The organism is Streptomyces piniterrae (assembly GCF_005048155.1).
Classification (GTDB): Bacteria; Actinomycetota; Actinomycetes; order Streptomycetales; family Streptomycetaceae; genus Streptomyces; species Streptomyces piniterrae.
The window spans coordinates 26,345-39,272 of the sequence record NZ_SUMB01000017.1; the positions used below are offsets into that span (position 1 = coordinate 26,345).

Annotated in this window: 15 protein-coding genes; 6 read left to right on the forward strand and 9 right to left on the reverse strand. The window is 71.8% G+C overall.

What is annotated here, in order from left to right:
• Positions 1–68 precede the first annotated feature (68 nt).
• The 3 genes from FCH28_RS34925 (at position 69) to FCH28_RS34935 (ending at position 3,211) form a co-directional block, all read left to right on the forward strand.
• Positions 69–1,058, forward strand: a complete 990-nt coding sequence (locus FCH28_RS34925; RefSeq protein ID WP_136744380.1) for an ATP-binding cassette domain-containing protein — start codon at positions 69–71, stop codon at positions 1,056–1,058.
• Complete coding sequence (locus FCH28_RS34930) at positions 1,055–1,846, forward strand: ABC transporter permease (RefSeq protein WP_136744382.1); 792 nt, start codon at positions 1,055–1,057, stop codon at positions 1,844–1,846. Before FCH28_RS34925 ends, FCH28_RS34930 begins: the two co-directional genes overlap by 4 nt.
• A gap of 153 nt (positions 1,847–1,999) precedes the next feature.
• Positions 2,000–3,211: a cytochrome P450 gene (locus tag FCH28_RS34935; protein ID WP_136744384.1), complete on the forward strand. Its 1,212-nt coding sequence runs from the start codon at positions 2,000–2,002 to the stop codon at positions 3,209–3,211.
• Between the two features lie 58 nt (positions 3,212–3,269).
• On the opposite strand, the gene FCH28_RS34940 is transcribed toward FCH28_RS34935, so the two are convergent.
• The 7 genes from FCH28_RS34940 to FCH28_RS34965 form a co-directional block, all read right to left on the reverse strand.
• Complete coding sequence (locus FCH28_RS34940; RefSeq protein ID WP_136744386.1) at positions 3,270–3,824, reverse strand: sigma-70 family RNA polymerase sigma factor; 555 nt, start codon at positions 3,822–3,824, stop codon at positions 3,270–3,272.
• A complete protein-coding gene (locus tag FCH28_RS39575; protein ID WP_246103487.1) occupies positions 3,814–3,972 on the reverse strand; it encodes a hypothetical protein in 159 nt (52 codons plus the stop codon). Before FCH28_RS39575 ends, FCH28_RS34940 begins: the two co-directional genes overlap by 11 nt.
• Positions 3,973–4,265: 293 nt before the next feature.
• Complete coding sequence (locus tag FCH28_RS34945) at positions 4,266–5,009, reverse strand: hypothetical protein (RefSeq protein WP_169314331.1); 744 nt, start codon at positions 5,007–5,009, stop codon at positions 4,266–4,268.
• A 125-nt stretch (positions 5,010–5,134) separates the two neighbouring features.
• Positions 5,135–5,524, reverse strand: coding sequence for a hypothetical protein (locus FCH28_RS34950; RefSeq protein WP_136744389.1), 390 nt, complete (start codon positions 5,522–5,524; stop codon positions 5,135–5,137).
• 438 nt (positions 5,525–5,962) lie between these two features.
• Positions 5,963–6,799, reverse strand: a complete 837-nt coding sequence (locus FCH28_RS34955) for an SCO2400 family protein (protein WP_136744391.1) — start codon at positions 6,797–6,799, stop codon at positions 5,963–5,965.
• 224 nt (positions 6,800–7,023) lie between these two features.
• Complete coding sequence (locus tag FCH28_RS34960; protein WP_136744393.1) at positions 7,024–7,431, reverse strand: SHOCT domain-containing protein; 408 nt, start codon at positions 7,429–7,431, stop codon at positions 7,024–7,026.
• Positions 7,432–7,622: 191 nt separating this feature from the next.
• On the reverse strand, positions 7,623–9,161 hold the full coding sequence (locus tag FCH28_RS34965) for a sigma-70 family RNA polymerase sigma factor (protein ID WP_136744395.1): 1,539 nt from the start codon (positions 9,159–9,161) through the stop codon (positions 7,623–7,625).
• A 237-nt stretch (positions 9,162–9,398) separates the two neighbouring features.
• Here FCH28_RS34965 and FCH28_RS39580 point away from each other — a divergent pair, with 237 nt between their 5' ends.
• Positions 9,399–10,358 (forward strand): CAP domain-containing protein, encoded by a 960-nt coding sequence (locus FCH28_RS39580; RefSeq protein ID WP_246103476.1) that lies wholly within the window; start codon positions 9,399–9,401, stop codon positions 10,356–10,358.
• 135 nt (positions 10,359–10,493) lie between these two features.
• Complete coding sequence (locus tag FCH28_RS34975) at positions 10,494–11,435, forward strand: NAD-dependent epimerase/dehydratase family protein (protein ID WP_136744397.1); 942 nt, start codon at positions 10,494–10,496, stop codon at positions 11,433–11,435.
• Positions 11,436–11,490: 55 nt separating this feature from the next.
• Here the strand turns inward: FCH28_RS34975 and FCH28_RS34980 are convergent, their stop codons facing one another.
• Positions 11,491–11,703 (reverse strand): hypothetical protein, encoded by a 213-nt coding sequence (locus tag FCH28_RS34980; protein WP_136744399.1) that lies wholly within the window; start codon positions 11,701–11,703, stop codon positions 11,491–11,493.
• Positions 11,700–12,173, reverse strand: a complete 474-nt coding sequence (locus tag FCH28_RS34985; RefSeq protein ID WP_136744401.1) for a hypothetical protein — start codon at positions 12,171–12,173, stop codon at positions 11,700–11,702. Before FCH28_RS34985 ends, FCH28_RS34980 begins: the two co-directional genes overlap by 4 nt.
• 299 nt (positions 12,174–12,472) lie before the next feature.
• Here FCH28_RS34985 and FCH28_RS34990 point away from each other — a divergent pair, with 299 nt between their 5' ends.
• Positions 12,473–12,922 (forward strand): hypothetical protein, encoded by a 450-nt coding sequence (locus FCH28_RS34990; protein ID WP_136744403.1) that lies wholly within the window; start codon positions 12,473–12,475, stop codon positions 12,920–12,922.
• Positions 12,923–12,928: the final 6 nt, after the last annotated feature.

Consider the following 12,928-nt stretch of genomic DNA (forward strand, 5'->3'; position numbering starts at 1 on the left):
TCCCGGCCACGCGATCCGCCGCTCCTCGCACACCAAACCACACCCCACAGCACTCTCCGAGGAGTGTCATGACCATGCCTAATACGCCGACCGCCGCGCCGGCGATCACCGCCACCGGGCTGTCCAAGTCCTACGGCGACAAGAAGGTGCTCGACGGCATCGACCTGCACATCCCCGAGGGCACGATCTTCGCGCTGCTCGGCCCCAACGGCGCCGGCAAGACCACCACCGTGCAGATCCTCTCCACGCTCATCTCCGCGAACGCCGGCCAGGCACGGATCGCGGGCCACGACCTGACCGGCGAGGTCGACGCCGTACGCGGCGCGATCGGCGTCACCGGCCAGTTCGCGGCCGTGGACAACCTGCTGACCGCCCACGAGAACCTGATGCTGATGTCGGACCTCCAGCATCTGTCGCGCCGCGACGGCCGGCGGCGCTCCGCCGAGCTGCTGCGCCGCTTCGAGCTCACCGACGCGGCCAAGCGGCCCGTCACCACCTTCTCCGGCGGTATGCGGCGCAAGCTCGACCTCGCGATGACCCTGGTCGGCGACCCGCGCATCATCTTCCTCGACGAGCCGACCACCGGCCTGGACCCGCGCAGCCGCCGCACGATGTGGGAGATCATCCGCGGCCTGGTCGCCGACGAGGGCGTCACGATCTTCCTGACCACCCAGTACCTGGAAGAAGCCGACCAACTCGCCGACCGCATCGCCGTACTCGACCACGGCAAGCTGGTCGCCGAGGGCACCGCGGACGAGCTGAAGCGCCTCATCCCCGGCGGCCACATCCGCCTCCGGTTCGGCGACGCGAACGGCCTCGAAACGGCCGCTGACCTCTTCGGTTCCGCCGCACGCGACAGCGAAGAACTCACCCTGCAGATCCCCAGCGACGGCAGCATCCCCACCCTGCGCGCCGTCCTGGACGTCCTCGACAACGCGTCGGTGAAGGCCGAGTCCCTCACGGTGCACACCCCCGACCTCGACGACGTCTTCCTCACCCTCACCGGCCAGGCCCAGTCGGGCGCCGGCACCAACTCCCAGCTGGAGAACGCCCGATGAGCACCATGTCCTACGCCGCCAGGGATTCGATGACGATGCTGCGGCGCAACCTGAAGCGCGCACTGCGCTACCCGAGCATGACGGTCTCGGTCGTCGCGATGCCGCTGGTGATGCTGCTGCTGTTCAACTATGTCTTCGGCGGCGCCCTGGGCACCGGCATCGGCGGGGCGCCCACCGGCGGCGGCGAGTACATCGACTACATCGCGCCCGGCATCATCCTGATGGCCGCGACCTCCGGGGCCCTGTCCACCGCCATCAGCGTCTGCTCCGACATGACCGAGGGCATCGTCAACCGCTTCCGGACGATGTCGATCTCCCGCGCCTCGTTCCTGACCGGGCATGTCGTCGGCAGCGTCATCCAGACGCTGGTCAGCATCGCGCTCGTCCTGGGCGTCGCCCTGCTGATGGGCTTCCGGCCCAGCGCCACCCCCGTGGAATGGCTCGCGATCACCGGTGTCCTGGTGCTGCTCGTCCTGGCGCTGACCTGGCTGGCCGCCGCCATGGGCCTGATCGCCAAGAACGTCGAGACCGCCAGCAACATGCCCATGCCGCTGACCTTCCTGCCCTTCCTCGGCAGCGCCATCGTCCCGCCCGAGTCGATGCCCGCCGGGCTGCGCTGGTTCGCCGAGTACCAGCCCTTCACACCCGTCATCGAGACGCTGCGCGGCCTGCTGATGGGCACCGAGATCGGCAACAACGGGATCGTCGCCGTCGCCTGGTGCGTCGGCCTCAGCCTGGTCGGCTACCTCTGGGCCCGCTCGGCCTTCAACCGCGACGCAAAGCGGTAACGGGCCCACCCGGTCCACCCGGTCCACCCGGTCCACCTACTCCCCGGCATTTCCCGCGCAGCCCCGACGCACCCCCCCCCCGCACAAGCCACTTCTCCGCACACACCAGGTCACTCTCTGTTCCTTGCACGTCACTTCACACCGGAGGACACCATGCAACACGAACTGCCGACCGACTCCACCGAGCCGGTAACCATGCCGACCACCCGCCCCGAAGGCTGCCCCTTCGACCCGCCCGCCGAGCTGGCAACGCTGCGCGAGGAACAGCCGCTGCGCCGGCTCAGCTTCCCCGACGGCCACACGGGCTGGCTGGCCACCGGCCACTCCGTGGTCCGCGCGATCATGGCCGACCCCCGCTTCAGCGCGCGATACGAGCTGCTGCACTACCCGCTCGCCGACGTGGGCGAGATTCCCCCGGCGCCGCCCGGCGAATTCCTCGGCCTCGACGCCCCCGAGCACACCCGCTACCGGCGGCTGCTCATGGGCAAGTTCACCGTCCGCCGGATGCGGCAACTGGCCGAGCGCGTCGAACAGTTCACCACCGAGTGCCTGGACGCCATGGAGCGCCAGGGGGGACCGGTGGACCTGGTGAAGGCCTTCGCCCAGCCCATCCCGGCGCTGATGATCTGTGAACTCCTCGGTGTGCCCTACGCGGACCGGGACATCTTCGAGGGCCATGTGACGACGCTCTTCAACCAAGCGGCGTCGGAGGAGGAGCGCGGCACCGCCGTGACCTCGTTGACGGAGTATCTCCAGGGGCTGGTCCTGGCCAAGCGCGCCGAGCCCACCGACGACCTGCTCAGCGACCTGACCAGCAGCGACCTCACCGACGAAGAGCTCTCCGGCGTCGGGGTGTTCCTGCTGGCCGCCGGTTTCGACACCACCGCCAACATGCTCGGGCTCGGCACCTTCGCCCTGCTGAGCAACCCGGACCAGTTCGCCGCCCTGCGCGACGATCCGGGCCTGGCCGACGGCGCCGTCGAGGAGCTGATGCGCTATCTGACCGTCGCCGACCCCACACTGCGGTCCGCGCTGGAGGATGTCGAGATAGACGGCCGGACGATCAAGGCCGGTGAGACCGTCCTCCTCTCCTTCCAGGCCGCCAACCGCGACCCGGCGAAGTTCCCCGAGCCCGACCGCCTCGACCTGCACCGCAAGGCCACCGGCCATGTGGCCTTCGGGCACGGCCCCCACCAGTGCCTGGGCCAGCAACTGGCCCGCGTCGAGATGCAGATCGCCTTCCCGGCGCTGGCCACCCGCTTCCCGACACTCCGGCTCGCGGTCCCACCCGAGGACGTCCCGCTCCGCGCCGACATGAACATCTACGGAGTGCACAGCCTCCCCGTCACCTGGGACACGGAGTAGCCCGTCCGCTGCGCCTGGCCTGGGCAAAGCGCAGCGGACGGCGAGCAACCACGCCGGCCTAGGCCAGGCTCAGCGACTCCGCCTCCCGCAGCATCGTGATCAGCTGCGTCCGCGCCCGTGCGACGCGCGAGCGCACCGTTCCCACCGGGCAGCCCGCGACCCGCGCGGCCTCCGCGTACGGCAGGCCGACGACCTGGGTGAGGACGAACGCCTCCCGCCGCTGCGCCGGGACTCCCGCGAGCAGTTCGTCGAGGGCCACCCGCTCCTCGAAGCCCGGCAGGCCGTGCGGCTGGCGCCGTTCCACGATCGTCTGCCAGTCCTCCACATCTGCCTTTTTCGGCCTGGCGGAGGCGGAACGGTACCGGTCCACGACCACCCGGCGGGCTATCGACAGCAGCCAGGTACGGGCGGAGGAGCGGCCGGCGAAGCGGGGCAGGCTGCCGAGCGCGCGCAGGAAGGTTTCCTGCGCGAGATCGTCCGCCGACTGCGGATCGGTGAGATGGGCGACAAACCGCCAGACGTCCCGCTGCGTGGCCCGTACGAAGGCCTCCACGTCCGACGCCGAACCCTCGCGCGCGGCCATGGCCAGAGCGGTCACCTGCTCATCGTCCATGGCGCGCCGCCCAGTGTCCGGAAACGGTGAACGCGGTGGTGGTGAACGTGGTGGTGGTGAACGCGGTGGTGGTGAACGCGGTGTTGGTGACTGAGGAGCGGCGACATGCCGCCGCATCGACGGCATGCCGAAGGAGAAAACGTGTCATCGCGGATGAGTCCTCGGTGCACGGCCGCACCCGGTGCCGACAAAGCGGCAGGGCACGGCGGACGGACGGCCGTCGCCCGGTGATCGGCACCTCCGGCGCATCCCGTGGCGGGACGGCGGGGAGGCTGGGCCACGGCCGTAAAGACAGGGGAGACAAGGAACGAGGGCAGGAGAGAGCTCGCCGCGACCCTGTTCAGGGGCCTGCGACTGCCACTCGGCTGCTCAGTCCTTTTCCGGCGTACGCGGGCGTGTTGGCTCGCACTCGTGCGCTCGCACGCACGCACTCACTCGCACTCAGCAGTACGCCGGCAGCCCCTGCGGCGGCCCGCGCCGCGACAGCACATGGCACAGCACCGTCTCCCGCAGCCGGGCGACGAGCGGCTCCGTACGGGACACGATCTCCGGGCCGGCCTGCCGTACGGGCACGAACCAGCAGATCAGGAATCCGAGCGCCCCGACGGCCAGAACGGCCAGGCAGCGCAGCAGCCGGAAGGCGGCCGCCTCACCGCGCCACAGCCACAGCCCGCACACCACGGCGGCCAGCGCATGCGCGGCCATCATCCCGAGGGCGCTGTGACCCGCGTGCATCGCGGCGGAGCCGTGCGCCATCGCGGAACCGTGACCGGACATCATCTCCGCCGGATGTCCCGCCATCGCCGCGTCCATGCCCGCATCGCGCAGCAGCCGGGCGGCCGACGCCCCGCTCTCACCGGTGGCCGAGCCGTGCGGCGCACCGCACACCAGCCGCTCGATCCACCGTGCCTGAGCGTCCGCACCCGTCATGTCCGATGGCGCGGTGTACCGCTGTGCCCAGGCGAAGAGGTTGTGCAGCGCGGTCTGTACGACCAGCAGCCCGCCGACGATCGCGACGGGGCCGCGCTCACGGCGTGCCGCCGCCCACGCCGCGGTGCCCGTGACGAGGAACGCGGCGGCCAGCGCCCACGGCGTGACATCGGTACCGGACATGACGACATGGCCGGCCGCGGAAAGCGCGACGCACACCGCGGCGAAAATCGCGGCGCGCACCCATCTCGACATCGACCCTGCGGACACAGCCCGTCATGCTGCCACCCGGCCCGGACGGTGGAGAGACCGGGTCGGAGTTACGCACGTGCCGCCGATGCCTGATATCGGGCATCGGGTGAGACGCGCCCCTCACGCCTTCAGACGTCGTCCTCCGCAAGTGCCCAGCGCGGGCGGGGCGATGGCGCCTTCCGTTGCCGCTTCGGGCGCGTCGTACCGCTGCTGTTGGGCGGGCCGAGGAGCCGCGGACGGGCGTCGGCGGAGCCGCGGGCGGCCCGGCTGAGCTGGGACATCTCCTGCTGGGAGACACCGAGCAGCCGGCTGGCGTCGCCCTGGCTCAGACGCAGGTCCTCGGACAGCGTGCGAGCGGCCTCGGCGAGTGCCTGCCGCTCCGCGGCATCGGCAGCGGCGCGCTGCCTGCGCGCCTCCAGCACCTCGTCCAACAGCGGCGCGACCTCCGGCACCACCAGCTCCAGGCCGACCGTCTCCGGCCGGATGCCGAGCGTTTCACCGATGGCGTCGCGCGCCATGTCCTCGGCCTCGTCGAGCGTGCGGCACTGGGTCTGGATGGCGAGTTCCGGGATGTCGAGGGCCCACCACCGACCGAGTCTGTGCAGCCGGGCTTCGAAGTGCGTACGAACGGGTCTCGGCCTCCTCGTTGATATCAGCCTCGAATGTCCGGAGCCCCGGTGTCCCGGGGTGGCTCGGCGCCTCGGGGCGTTTCGGCACGTCGGGGGGTTTCGGTGCGTCGGGGTGTCTCGGTGCCTCGGGGCGTTTCGGTACGTCGGGGTGGCTCGGTGCCTCGGGGTGACTCGGGCGCCTCTGCCCGCGGTCTCGGGCGTCTCGGGCGGTCTCGGGCGGTCTCGAGTGTCTCCGCCCGCCCGCCCCTGGGTAGGCATTGGCCTGGGGCGCTGCCACCCCCTAGGGGATCTCCCCTAGGGGCCCACCGAGCCGGCTCCGCCCGGCCGTCAGTCGACGCACACGACTCCCAGCAGACACACCTGCGTAGGCGATGTCGGCTCGGACTCCGGCGTCGAGGGTGCCGGGCTCGTCTGTGACGTGCTGCCGCCGTCGCCGGAGTCTTCGCGGGGCGCGGCCGCGGTCGTCTCCGGTGCCGCGGCGCCGCCATCGTCGGCCTGCGTCCCCTTGCCCGACACGGGCGCTGCGTACGGAGTCGCGCTCGCGGTCGCGGCGGGGTGGGCGGCGACAGTCGGCCGCTGGCTCGGCGTCGCGGTGCGAGGCGCGGCGACGCCGGTGTTCTGCTGCCGGTCGGCCTTCACGGGCGGGCGGGAGTTCGTGTGCCGCGAGGCCCGGGAGTCCGGCTGCTCCGACGACGCGGCGGTGTTCTCCGTGCGAGGCGCGCCCGCGGCCTCCGGGTCCGGTGCCGCGGCGGCGTGCGTCTGGCTGGTGGAGGGCTTGTTGGGCAGCAGGGCGACGGTCAGCGCGCCGCCGGCGATGGCGAAGGCGGTCGCGGCCACGGCCCGGCGCTTGTGCTTCTTCCAACGCGCCAGCTGCCGGCGCCGGGCCGCCCGGCCCTGCCCGGTGGGTGCGGCGCTGCCGGCGCCGACGGACGGGGCCTCGACCGGCAGATGATCCTCGACCGGCGCGTCCGCCACCGCGTCCGGGGACGCGGGCATCTCCGCCGTGCCCCAGGGGTCCCACGGCGTGTCCCACGGCGTCGCGGCGGCGGCCGCCGCGTCGGGCTGACGGGGGGCGGGCGGCGCTATGTCCGGTGCGTAGGCGCCGCACCCCGGGCACATCAGCGCCCCGTTGAGATTCCGGCGGCACGACGAGCAGTAGTCCATCTGCGATCTTTCTCTGCTGACTGCGCCGCCAGGCGACACCGGCGACCTGATCACGTACCTGTCCGCGTTCGCACGCGGGATCGAGCGATTCAGAACGCTAACGACACCCGCCGAAGGCAGCACGTAGACCTTGTGATGCTTCCGTGTAGATTCCCTGGCCCCGGCGCTCGCCATGCCGGACATGTCGCCAGGAATACCGGGTTGGGGCGGCCTTCGGGCCGGCCTCAGCTGAGGATCTTCTCCTTCGCCCGCTCGAACTCCGCCTCGGAGAGGTCGCCCTTCGCTTTCAGCTCGGAGAGCTTGGCCAGCTCGTCCGCGCCCCCCGGCTTACCGGCGGCCTCACGGACGTAAGCATCGAACGCCTCCTGCTGATGTCTGGCGTGCTGGATCTCGCGCTCGCCCATCCCCTTCCCGCGCGCGATCACGTACACGAGGACACCGAGGAACGGGATGAGCAGTACGAACAGGAGCCACCCGAACTTCGCCCACCCGCTCAACTTACGGTCACGGAAGACATCGGCGATGACACGGAACAGCACCATCAGCCACATGACCCACAGGAAAATCCACATCACGGTCCAGAAGGCGCCCAGCACCGGGTAGTCGTACGCGATGGTCACGTAGGCGTCCATGGCTCTCCTCCTGCCACTCGCGTTCCCCCTCGTTCCATCCTCTCGCTGGGGACCCAGGGCGCCAATTGGCACGGTGGAGGCGCGTACGCCGGAGAGCCGACCGAATACCGACCGAATACGGACTGAGTACGGACTGAGTACGGACTGAGTACGTACCGAATACGTACCGGATACCGACCGGATGCGGCGCGTTACAGCCCGTCTCGCGGGGCGGCGAGGTCCTGGGTCCACCAGGGGCCGCCCGCGCCGTGGACGATGCCGATGCCGACCGCGGTGTACTGGCAGTTCAGCAGGTTGCCGCGGTGCATGGCGTCGCTCATCCAGTCGTCCACCACCGCGGCGGCCGTGACCGGACCGCGGTCGAGGTTCTCGCCCCAGCTGCTCCACGGGTAGCCGGCGGCGGTGATCCGCTCGTCGGGGCCGGTGCCGTCCGGTGCGTCGTGCGCGTAGTAGCCGCGGGCCGCCATGTCGGCGGAGTGCCGCTGGGCCGCTGTGTGCAGCCGCGGGTCTATACGGAGCGGACCGCAGCCGGCCCGTGCACGGCGGGCGTTGACGAGCGCGGTGGCCTGTTCCTCGAGGTCGGGCGGGGTGGCCGACGGGGTGGCGGCCGGTGGGGTGGACGGGCTGGGTGGCGGGGTGGTGGCGGTGCGCGACGGTGTCGGTGTCGGCGTGCGGCGGGGTGCCGGTGCGGAGGCGGCCACGGTGGGTGCCGCCTTCGGCTCGGCCTTGTGCTCGTTCCGGGGGGTGCCGGGAAACCACCAGAGGGCGGCGATGACGGCAACGGCGACCGCCGCCGCCCCGGCGACCTTTACGCCCTTGGAGGCCTTGGCGCCCTTGGCGGCCCCGTGCGGCCCGGTCGTAGGTGCACTCGACGTACCCGACGCACCCGATGCACCCGATGTGCTCGACGCGGGCGCGGCGGTCGCGGCGACGGGTGCGCCGGCGGGATGCAGAACCGCGTCCGGGGTGAGGTGCGTGGGCAGTGGCAGCAGGGCGAGGCCGGCCAGCAGCCCCTCGGCGGGCAGGAGGTCGTTCCAGTGCCCCGAGCAGTTGGTGCACCGGCGCGCATGGCGGGATATGCGTTTGCGCCACAGGGCGCACGGTTCGTTGTCCCAGGAGGCGGTCAGCCGGTCGAGTTCGGGGCACGGGGGATGCCCCGCGAGCGCGCGGACCACGACACGTCCGGCCGCCAGCTGCTGCTTCATCCGCTGCACCCGGACCGCCGTATGACGCGGCCCGCTGCCGATGGCGGCGGCGAGTTCCGCTCTGCTGATCTCCCCGGCGGCCTCCAGCCACCACAGGGACAGCAGGGCCCGGTCCGCTTCGTCCAGCCAGCGGGTGGCCGCGGCCACCTCACGGCGCTGGCCGGACAACCCCAGTTTCAGGATGGTCAGGTCCGCGAAATCGGCGGACCGGTCGGCCCGTTCGGGCGCCTGGTCCAGGCCGATGACGGGCGCCTTGTGGTGACCGGTCCAGCGGCGCCGTACCTGGTTCATGGCGATCGCCACCAGCCAGGAACGGAACGAAGCCGGCTCCCGTAGATCCGTCAGGGACTCCAGGACGCGCAGCATGGTCTCCTGCACCACGTCGTCGACGTCCGCATGGCCGTCCAGTGCCCGGCCCACGACGTTGTAGATCAGTGGCAGGTACGCGGCGACCAGTTGCTCCCTGGCCTGTTCGTCGCCGGCCCTGGCAGCCTCGACGGTCGCCGTACCGCTTTCCCGCTTCACGCCTCTTCGGTCCCGTTCATCCGTGTGCACCTCCATGGCCCCCGAACTCAGGTGACCTGCCGGACCCCTCGGGATAACAGAAAAAAACCTACGTGCTTTTCGTTATCCGGGACCGCGACCGGGCTCTCCCTTGTGCGGACCGCCTGTGCGGCGGACCGCACGGACCACATCCCCGACAGGCCACGGCCGCGCAGCCCCCACAGCTGCACAGCCCCAGGCCGCACAGGAAGCGGAACCATGAACTACGACGACGACCTCCGGCCGGCACCGCGCGACGAGACGACGGCCGGGACCGGCCACCGACTGGGAGAGCCCGCCTCGCGCCGCCGTTCCGCCGCGACCCGGTCCGGCGGCCGGCACGGACGCACTGCCGGGAGCGGGCGGACCGGGCGCAACGGCGGAACCCACCGCGCAGCCGCCGGCCGTCCCGGCCCCCGGCGGAAGGCGACGCTGCTGGCGGTGACGGCCGCGATAGCCGTGGGCTGCTGCTCCCTGGTGCTGATACGTCCGGACTCCGACGCCGACCAGGCGCTCGCGGCGGAGCAGTCCCGGCCGGCGCCGCTCGCGTCCGCCCCCTCCGCACCGGGCAATGCCTCCCTCTCCGCCCAGCGCACGAAGTCGTCGGCCGCCCCCTCCGTCGACGAACGAAAGGGCACCCGGCACACGCCCCAACGGCCGCGGAAGACCCGGCCCGAGAGCAGTTCGAAGAGCGGCTCGAAGACGGCCGGCAGCACGGCGCCCCGCACCTCCCGCACCGAGTCCAGGGCGCGCACCACCGCCCCCGCCGGGCCGCGGGCCGCGACCGGCACCGCCGCGCGGTTCGCCCAGGAGGTCGTCGACCTGGTCAACGAGCAGCGGGCACAGCACGGCTGCGGCCCGCTCACCGTCGACCCCCACATCCAGCGCGCGGCACAGGCCCACTCGGACGACATGGCCGCCCGCGACTACTACGAGCACAACACCCCGGAAGGCGTCGACCCCGGAACCCGCATGACCAACGCCGGGTTCTCGTGGAGCAGTTGGGCCGAGAACATCTTCAAGAGCCCCAAGGACCCGGCCACGGCGCTGAAGGGCTGGATGGAGAGCCCCGGGCACCGCGCCAACATCCTGAACTGCTCCTACAAATCCACCGGTGTGGGCGTCAACCTCAGCTCCAACGGCCCTTGGTGGACCCAGGACTTCGGCACCCACTCCTGATCCTGACGAGCTCCTGACCTGCGACGAGTCCTGACCTATGACGAGCGGATGAGCCCGGCTTCGCGCGGCCGCCACCCGGTCGCGCGAAGCTCCCGCCCAAGCGGGCGCCGGCCGCACCCGCGCTAGTGTGCGGATGTGAGCCTTCATGTCGTTATAGGTTTCGGGCCCGCCGGGGCGGCCACCGCCCGGCTGCTCGTCGAAAAAGGTCATTCCGTACGGGTCGTCACCAGGTCGGGCCGCAGCCCGGAGCCCGGCATCGAGCATGTCGCGCTGGACGCGACGGACAGTGCGCGACTGATCGAGGCGACGCGGGGTGCGGCCGCGATCCACAGTTGCGCCGCCCCGCCCTACCACCGCTGGGCGAGCGAATGGCCGCCGCTGGCCTCGTCGCTCTGCGCGGCGGCCGAGGCGACCGGGGCCGTCCTGGTCATGCTGGGCAACCTCTACGGCTACGGTCCGGTGGACGGTCCCCTGACCGAGGAGCTGCCGCTCGCGGCCACCGGGCCCAAGGGGCGGGTGCGCGCCGCCGTCTGGGAGCAGGCGCTGGACCTGCACGAGCAGGGCCGTATCAAGGCGGTCGAGGTGCGGGCCTCGGACTTCTTCGGGCCCGGTGTGACCGATGGCGGGCACCTCGCCGCGCGCGTCATGCCACGACTGCTGCGCGGCAAGCCGGTCGCCACGCTCGGCGATCCGGACGCCCCGCACAGCTGGAGCTATCTCCCCGACGTGGCCAGGACCCTGGTCCGGGTCGCTGACGAGGAACGCGCCTGGGGGCGGGCCTGGCACGTCCCGACGGCGCCCGCGCGGTCCACCCGCGAGATGGTCGACCGCCTTGCCACCCGGTCGGGGACGGGGCCCGTCGCGGTGCGCCGGCTCTCACCGGCCGTGCTGGGTGTCGTATCGCTCTTCTCCCCGCTGATCCGCGAACTGAAGGAGATCCGCTACCAGTTCGACCGGCCGTTCGTCATGGACTCCAGCGCCTGCGAAGCCGCATTCGCGGTTTCGGCCACACCCGTCGACGAGCAGGTCGAGGCGACGGTGGAGTGGTGGCGGGAGCGGCTGGCTGCCGCCGGCTGACAGCCTGGCCGGGAGGAATTCCCCGGGCTGCCGCCCCCGCCTCCCACCGTGACCCTTATCGCGGGTCTTCGGCCGCGTCGGCGTCGGCCGCGTCCGCCGCCCGCTCGGCGTCCTCGACCTTCTTCTGCATCTGCGCTTCCTGGTCGGACGACGAGGACGACGACGAACGGTCGCCGGCGGCCGCCGAGCAGCCGGTGACCGCCAGGGCCAGGGCCGGTACCGCGACCGCCGCGATCAGCAGCTTTGCGGCGCCCTGTGCCCGCCTCATGAGCCGTCGCCTGCCTTGGAGTTGTCCCTGGTCGAGCACCACTCCGCGACGGCCTTGAGGTCGCCGCGCTGACGGGTGAGGCCGGGCTTGAGCTGCTTGCGACGGGTGAGCCGGTCCTGGAGGAACGTGGCGACCTCGTCGTGGTCCTTGGCGCGGGCGTTCTTCACCCGCTGTTCCATCCGTGCGATCGAACCACGGGTGTGCACACCGCCGTTGAGCCGGGCGAGCGCCCGGTCGATGCGCTTCTCCAGCCTGGGCACCCGGGCACAGATGCCCTTCCCCTTCCCCTTCCCCTTCCCTTCGCCCTTGCCCTGGGCGTGCCGCTGGTGGTCCGAGGTCTGCTTCGAGGGCGAAGCGGCCGGGCCGCCGCCGGATTCCGCCGCGTTCGCCGGCGCCGCCGCGCTCAGCAGGGAACCGGCGAGCGCGAGTCCGGCGAGCGCGGTGGCCACGGCGGTTTTGGGGCGCTGCATGGTGGTGCTCCTTTCCACGGTGGTGGGACACGGCCACTGCTTCCGCATCGGTCGCGGACGGGCCGTCTGCCACAGAACGTAGGAGCGTTCTTTGTGGAGACCTTGTGAGCCGGAGCGCCGTACGGGACCGGCGGAGCGGCACAGGGAATCCACAAAGAACGCTCCTAGGCTCCCGGTCGTCGAGCCCTCGAAGACGCGGAAGCGCATGGACGTCGCCCCCAGGAGGCACAGTGAACTGCGGTGATTCCCCAGGTGATTTCCTCGGCGATTCCTCGGCTGGTTTCCTCGGTGACTTCCCTGTGCCGGACGAGCGCCCGCTGACGGGACCGCCCACCCTCACCCTCACCCGCACCGAGCCCGGTGAACTGCGTCTGCCCCGCAGTGGCTGGCTGCTGCGCATCGCCCGGGGTTCCGCGGGCCGGCCCGCCCTGGAGGTGCACAGCGAGGCCGGGCTGATCGACGTGTCCGTCCTGACCACGCTCGGCGTCACCCCGCTGCGGGGCGGCCGGCGCAGCGGCCGTTCGGCGTCGCGCTGGTCGCTGGCGTGGGGGCAGCTGCCGCCCGGTGCCGATGTCGTCGAGGCCACCTTCCGCGCCCGTCGGCGCGGCCTGCGCGTCCAGGCGCTCACGATCGCCGACGCGTTCTGGGTGGCCGAGGTCGGCGATCGGTTCCGCTCGGTGACGTGCTCGGCGGGTACGACCCTGGTCACGGCCCGGGTGGGCAGGGAGCCCAGGTCCCGGACGAGATGACCGCGG

What these genes read in the sequence shown, in the direction of transcription:
- FCH28_RS39580 (WP_246103476.1), top strand. Translation starts at nt 9,399, where the DNA reads ATGAACTACGACGACGACCTCCGGCCGGCACCGCGCGACGAGACGACG.
- FCH28_RS34925 (WP_136744380.1), top strand. Translation starts at nt 69, where the DNA reads ATGACCATGCCTAATACGCCGACCGCCGCGCCGGCGATCACCGCCACC.
- FCH28_RS39575 (WP_246103487.1), bottom strand. Translation starts at nt 3,972, where the DNA reads ATGACACGTTTTCTCCTTCGGCATGCCGTCGATGCGGCGGCATGTCGC.
- FCH28_RS34985 (WP_136744401.1), bottom strand. Translation starts at nt 12,173, where the DNA reads ATGCAGCGCCCCAAAACCGCCGTGGCCACCGCGCTCGCCGGACTCGCG.
- FCH28_RS34980 (WP_136744399.1), bottom strand. Translation starts at nt 11,703, where the DNA reads ATGAGGCGGGCACAGGGCGCCGCAAAGCTGCTGATCGCGGCGGTCGCG.
- FCH28_RS34955 (WP_136744391.1), bottom strand. Translation starts at nt 6,799, where the DNA reads ATGGACTACTGCTCGTCGTGCCGCCGGAATCTCAACGGGGCGCTGATG.
- FCH28_RS34940 (WP_136744386.1), bottom strand. Translation starts at nt 3,824, where the DNA reads ATGGACGATGAGCAGGTGACCGCTCTGGCCATGGCCGCGCGCGAGGGT.
- FCH28_RS34950 (WP_136744389.1), bottom strand. Translation starts at nt 5,524, where the DNA reads ATGGCGCGCGACGCCATCGGTGAAACGCTCGGCATCCGGCCGGAGACG.
- FCH28_RS34960 (WP_136744393.1), bottom strand. Translation starts at nt 7,431, where the DNA reads ATGGACGCCTACGTGACCATCGCGTACGACTACCCGGTGCTGGGCGCC.
- FCH28_RS34935 (WP_136744384.1), top strand. Translation starts at nt 2,000, where the DNA reads ATGCAACACGAACTGCCGACCGACTCCACCGAGCCGGTAACCATGCCG.
- FCH28_RS34945 (WP_169314331.1), bottom strand. Translation starts at nt 5,009, where the DNA reads ATGTCGAGATGGGTGCGCGCCGCGATTTTCGCCGCGGTGTGCGTCGCG.
- FCH28_RS34930 (WP_136744382.1), top strand. Translation starts at nt 1,055, where the DNA reads ATGAGCACCATGTCCTACGCCGCCAGGGATTCGATGACGATGCTGCGG.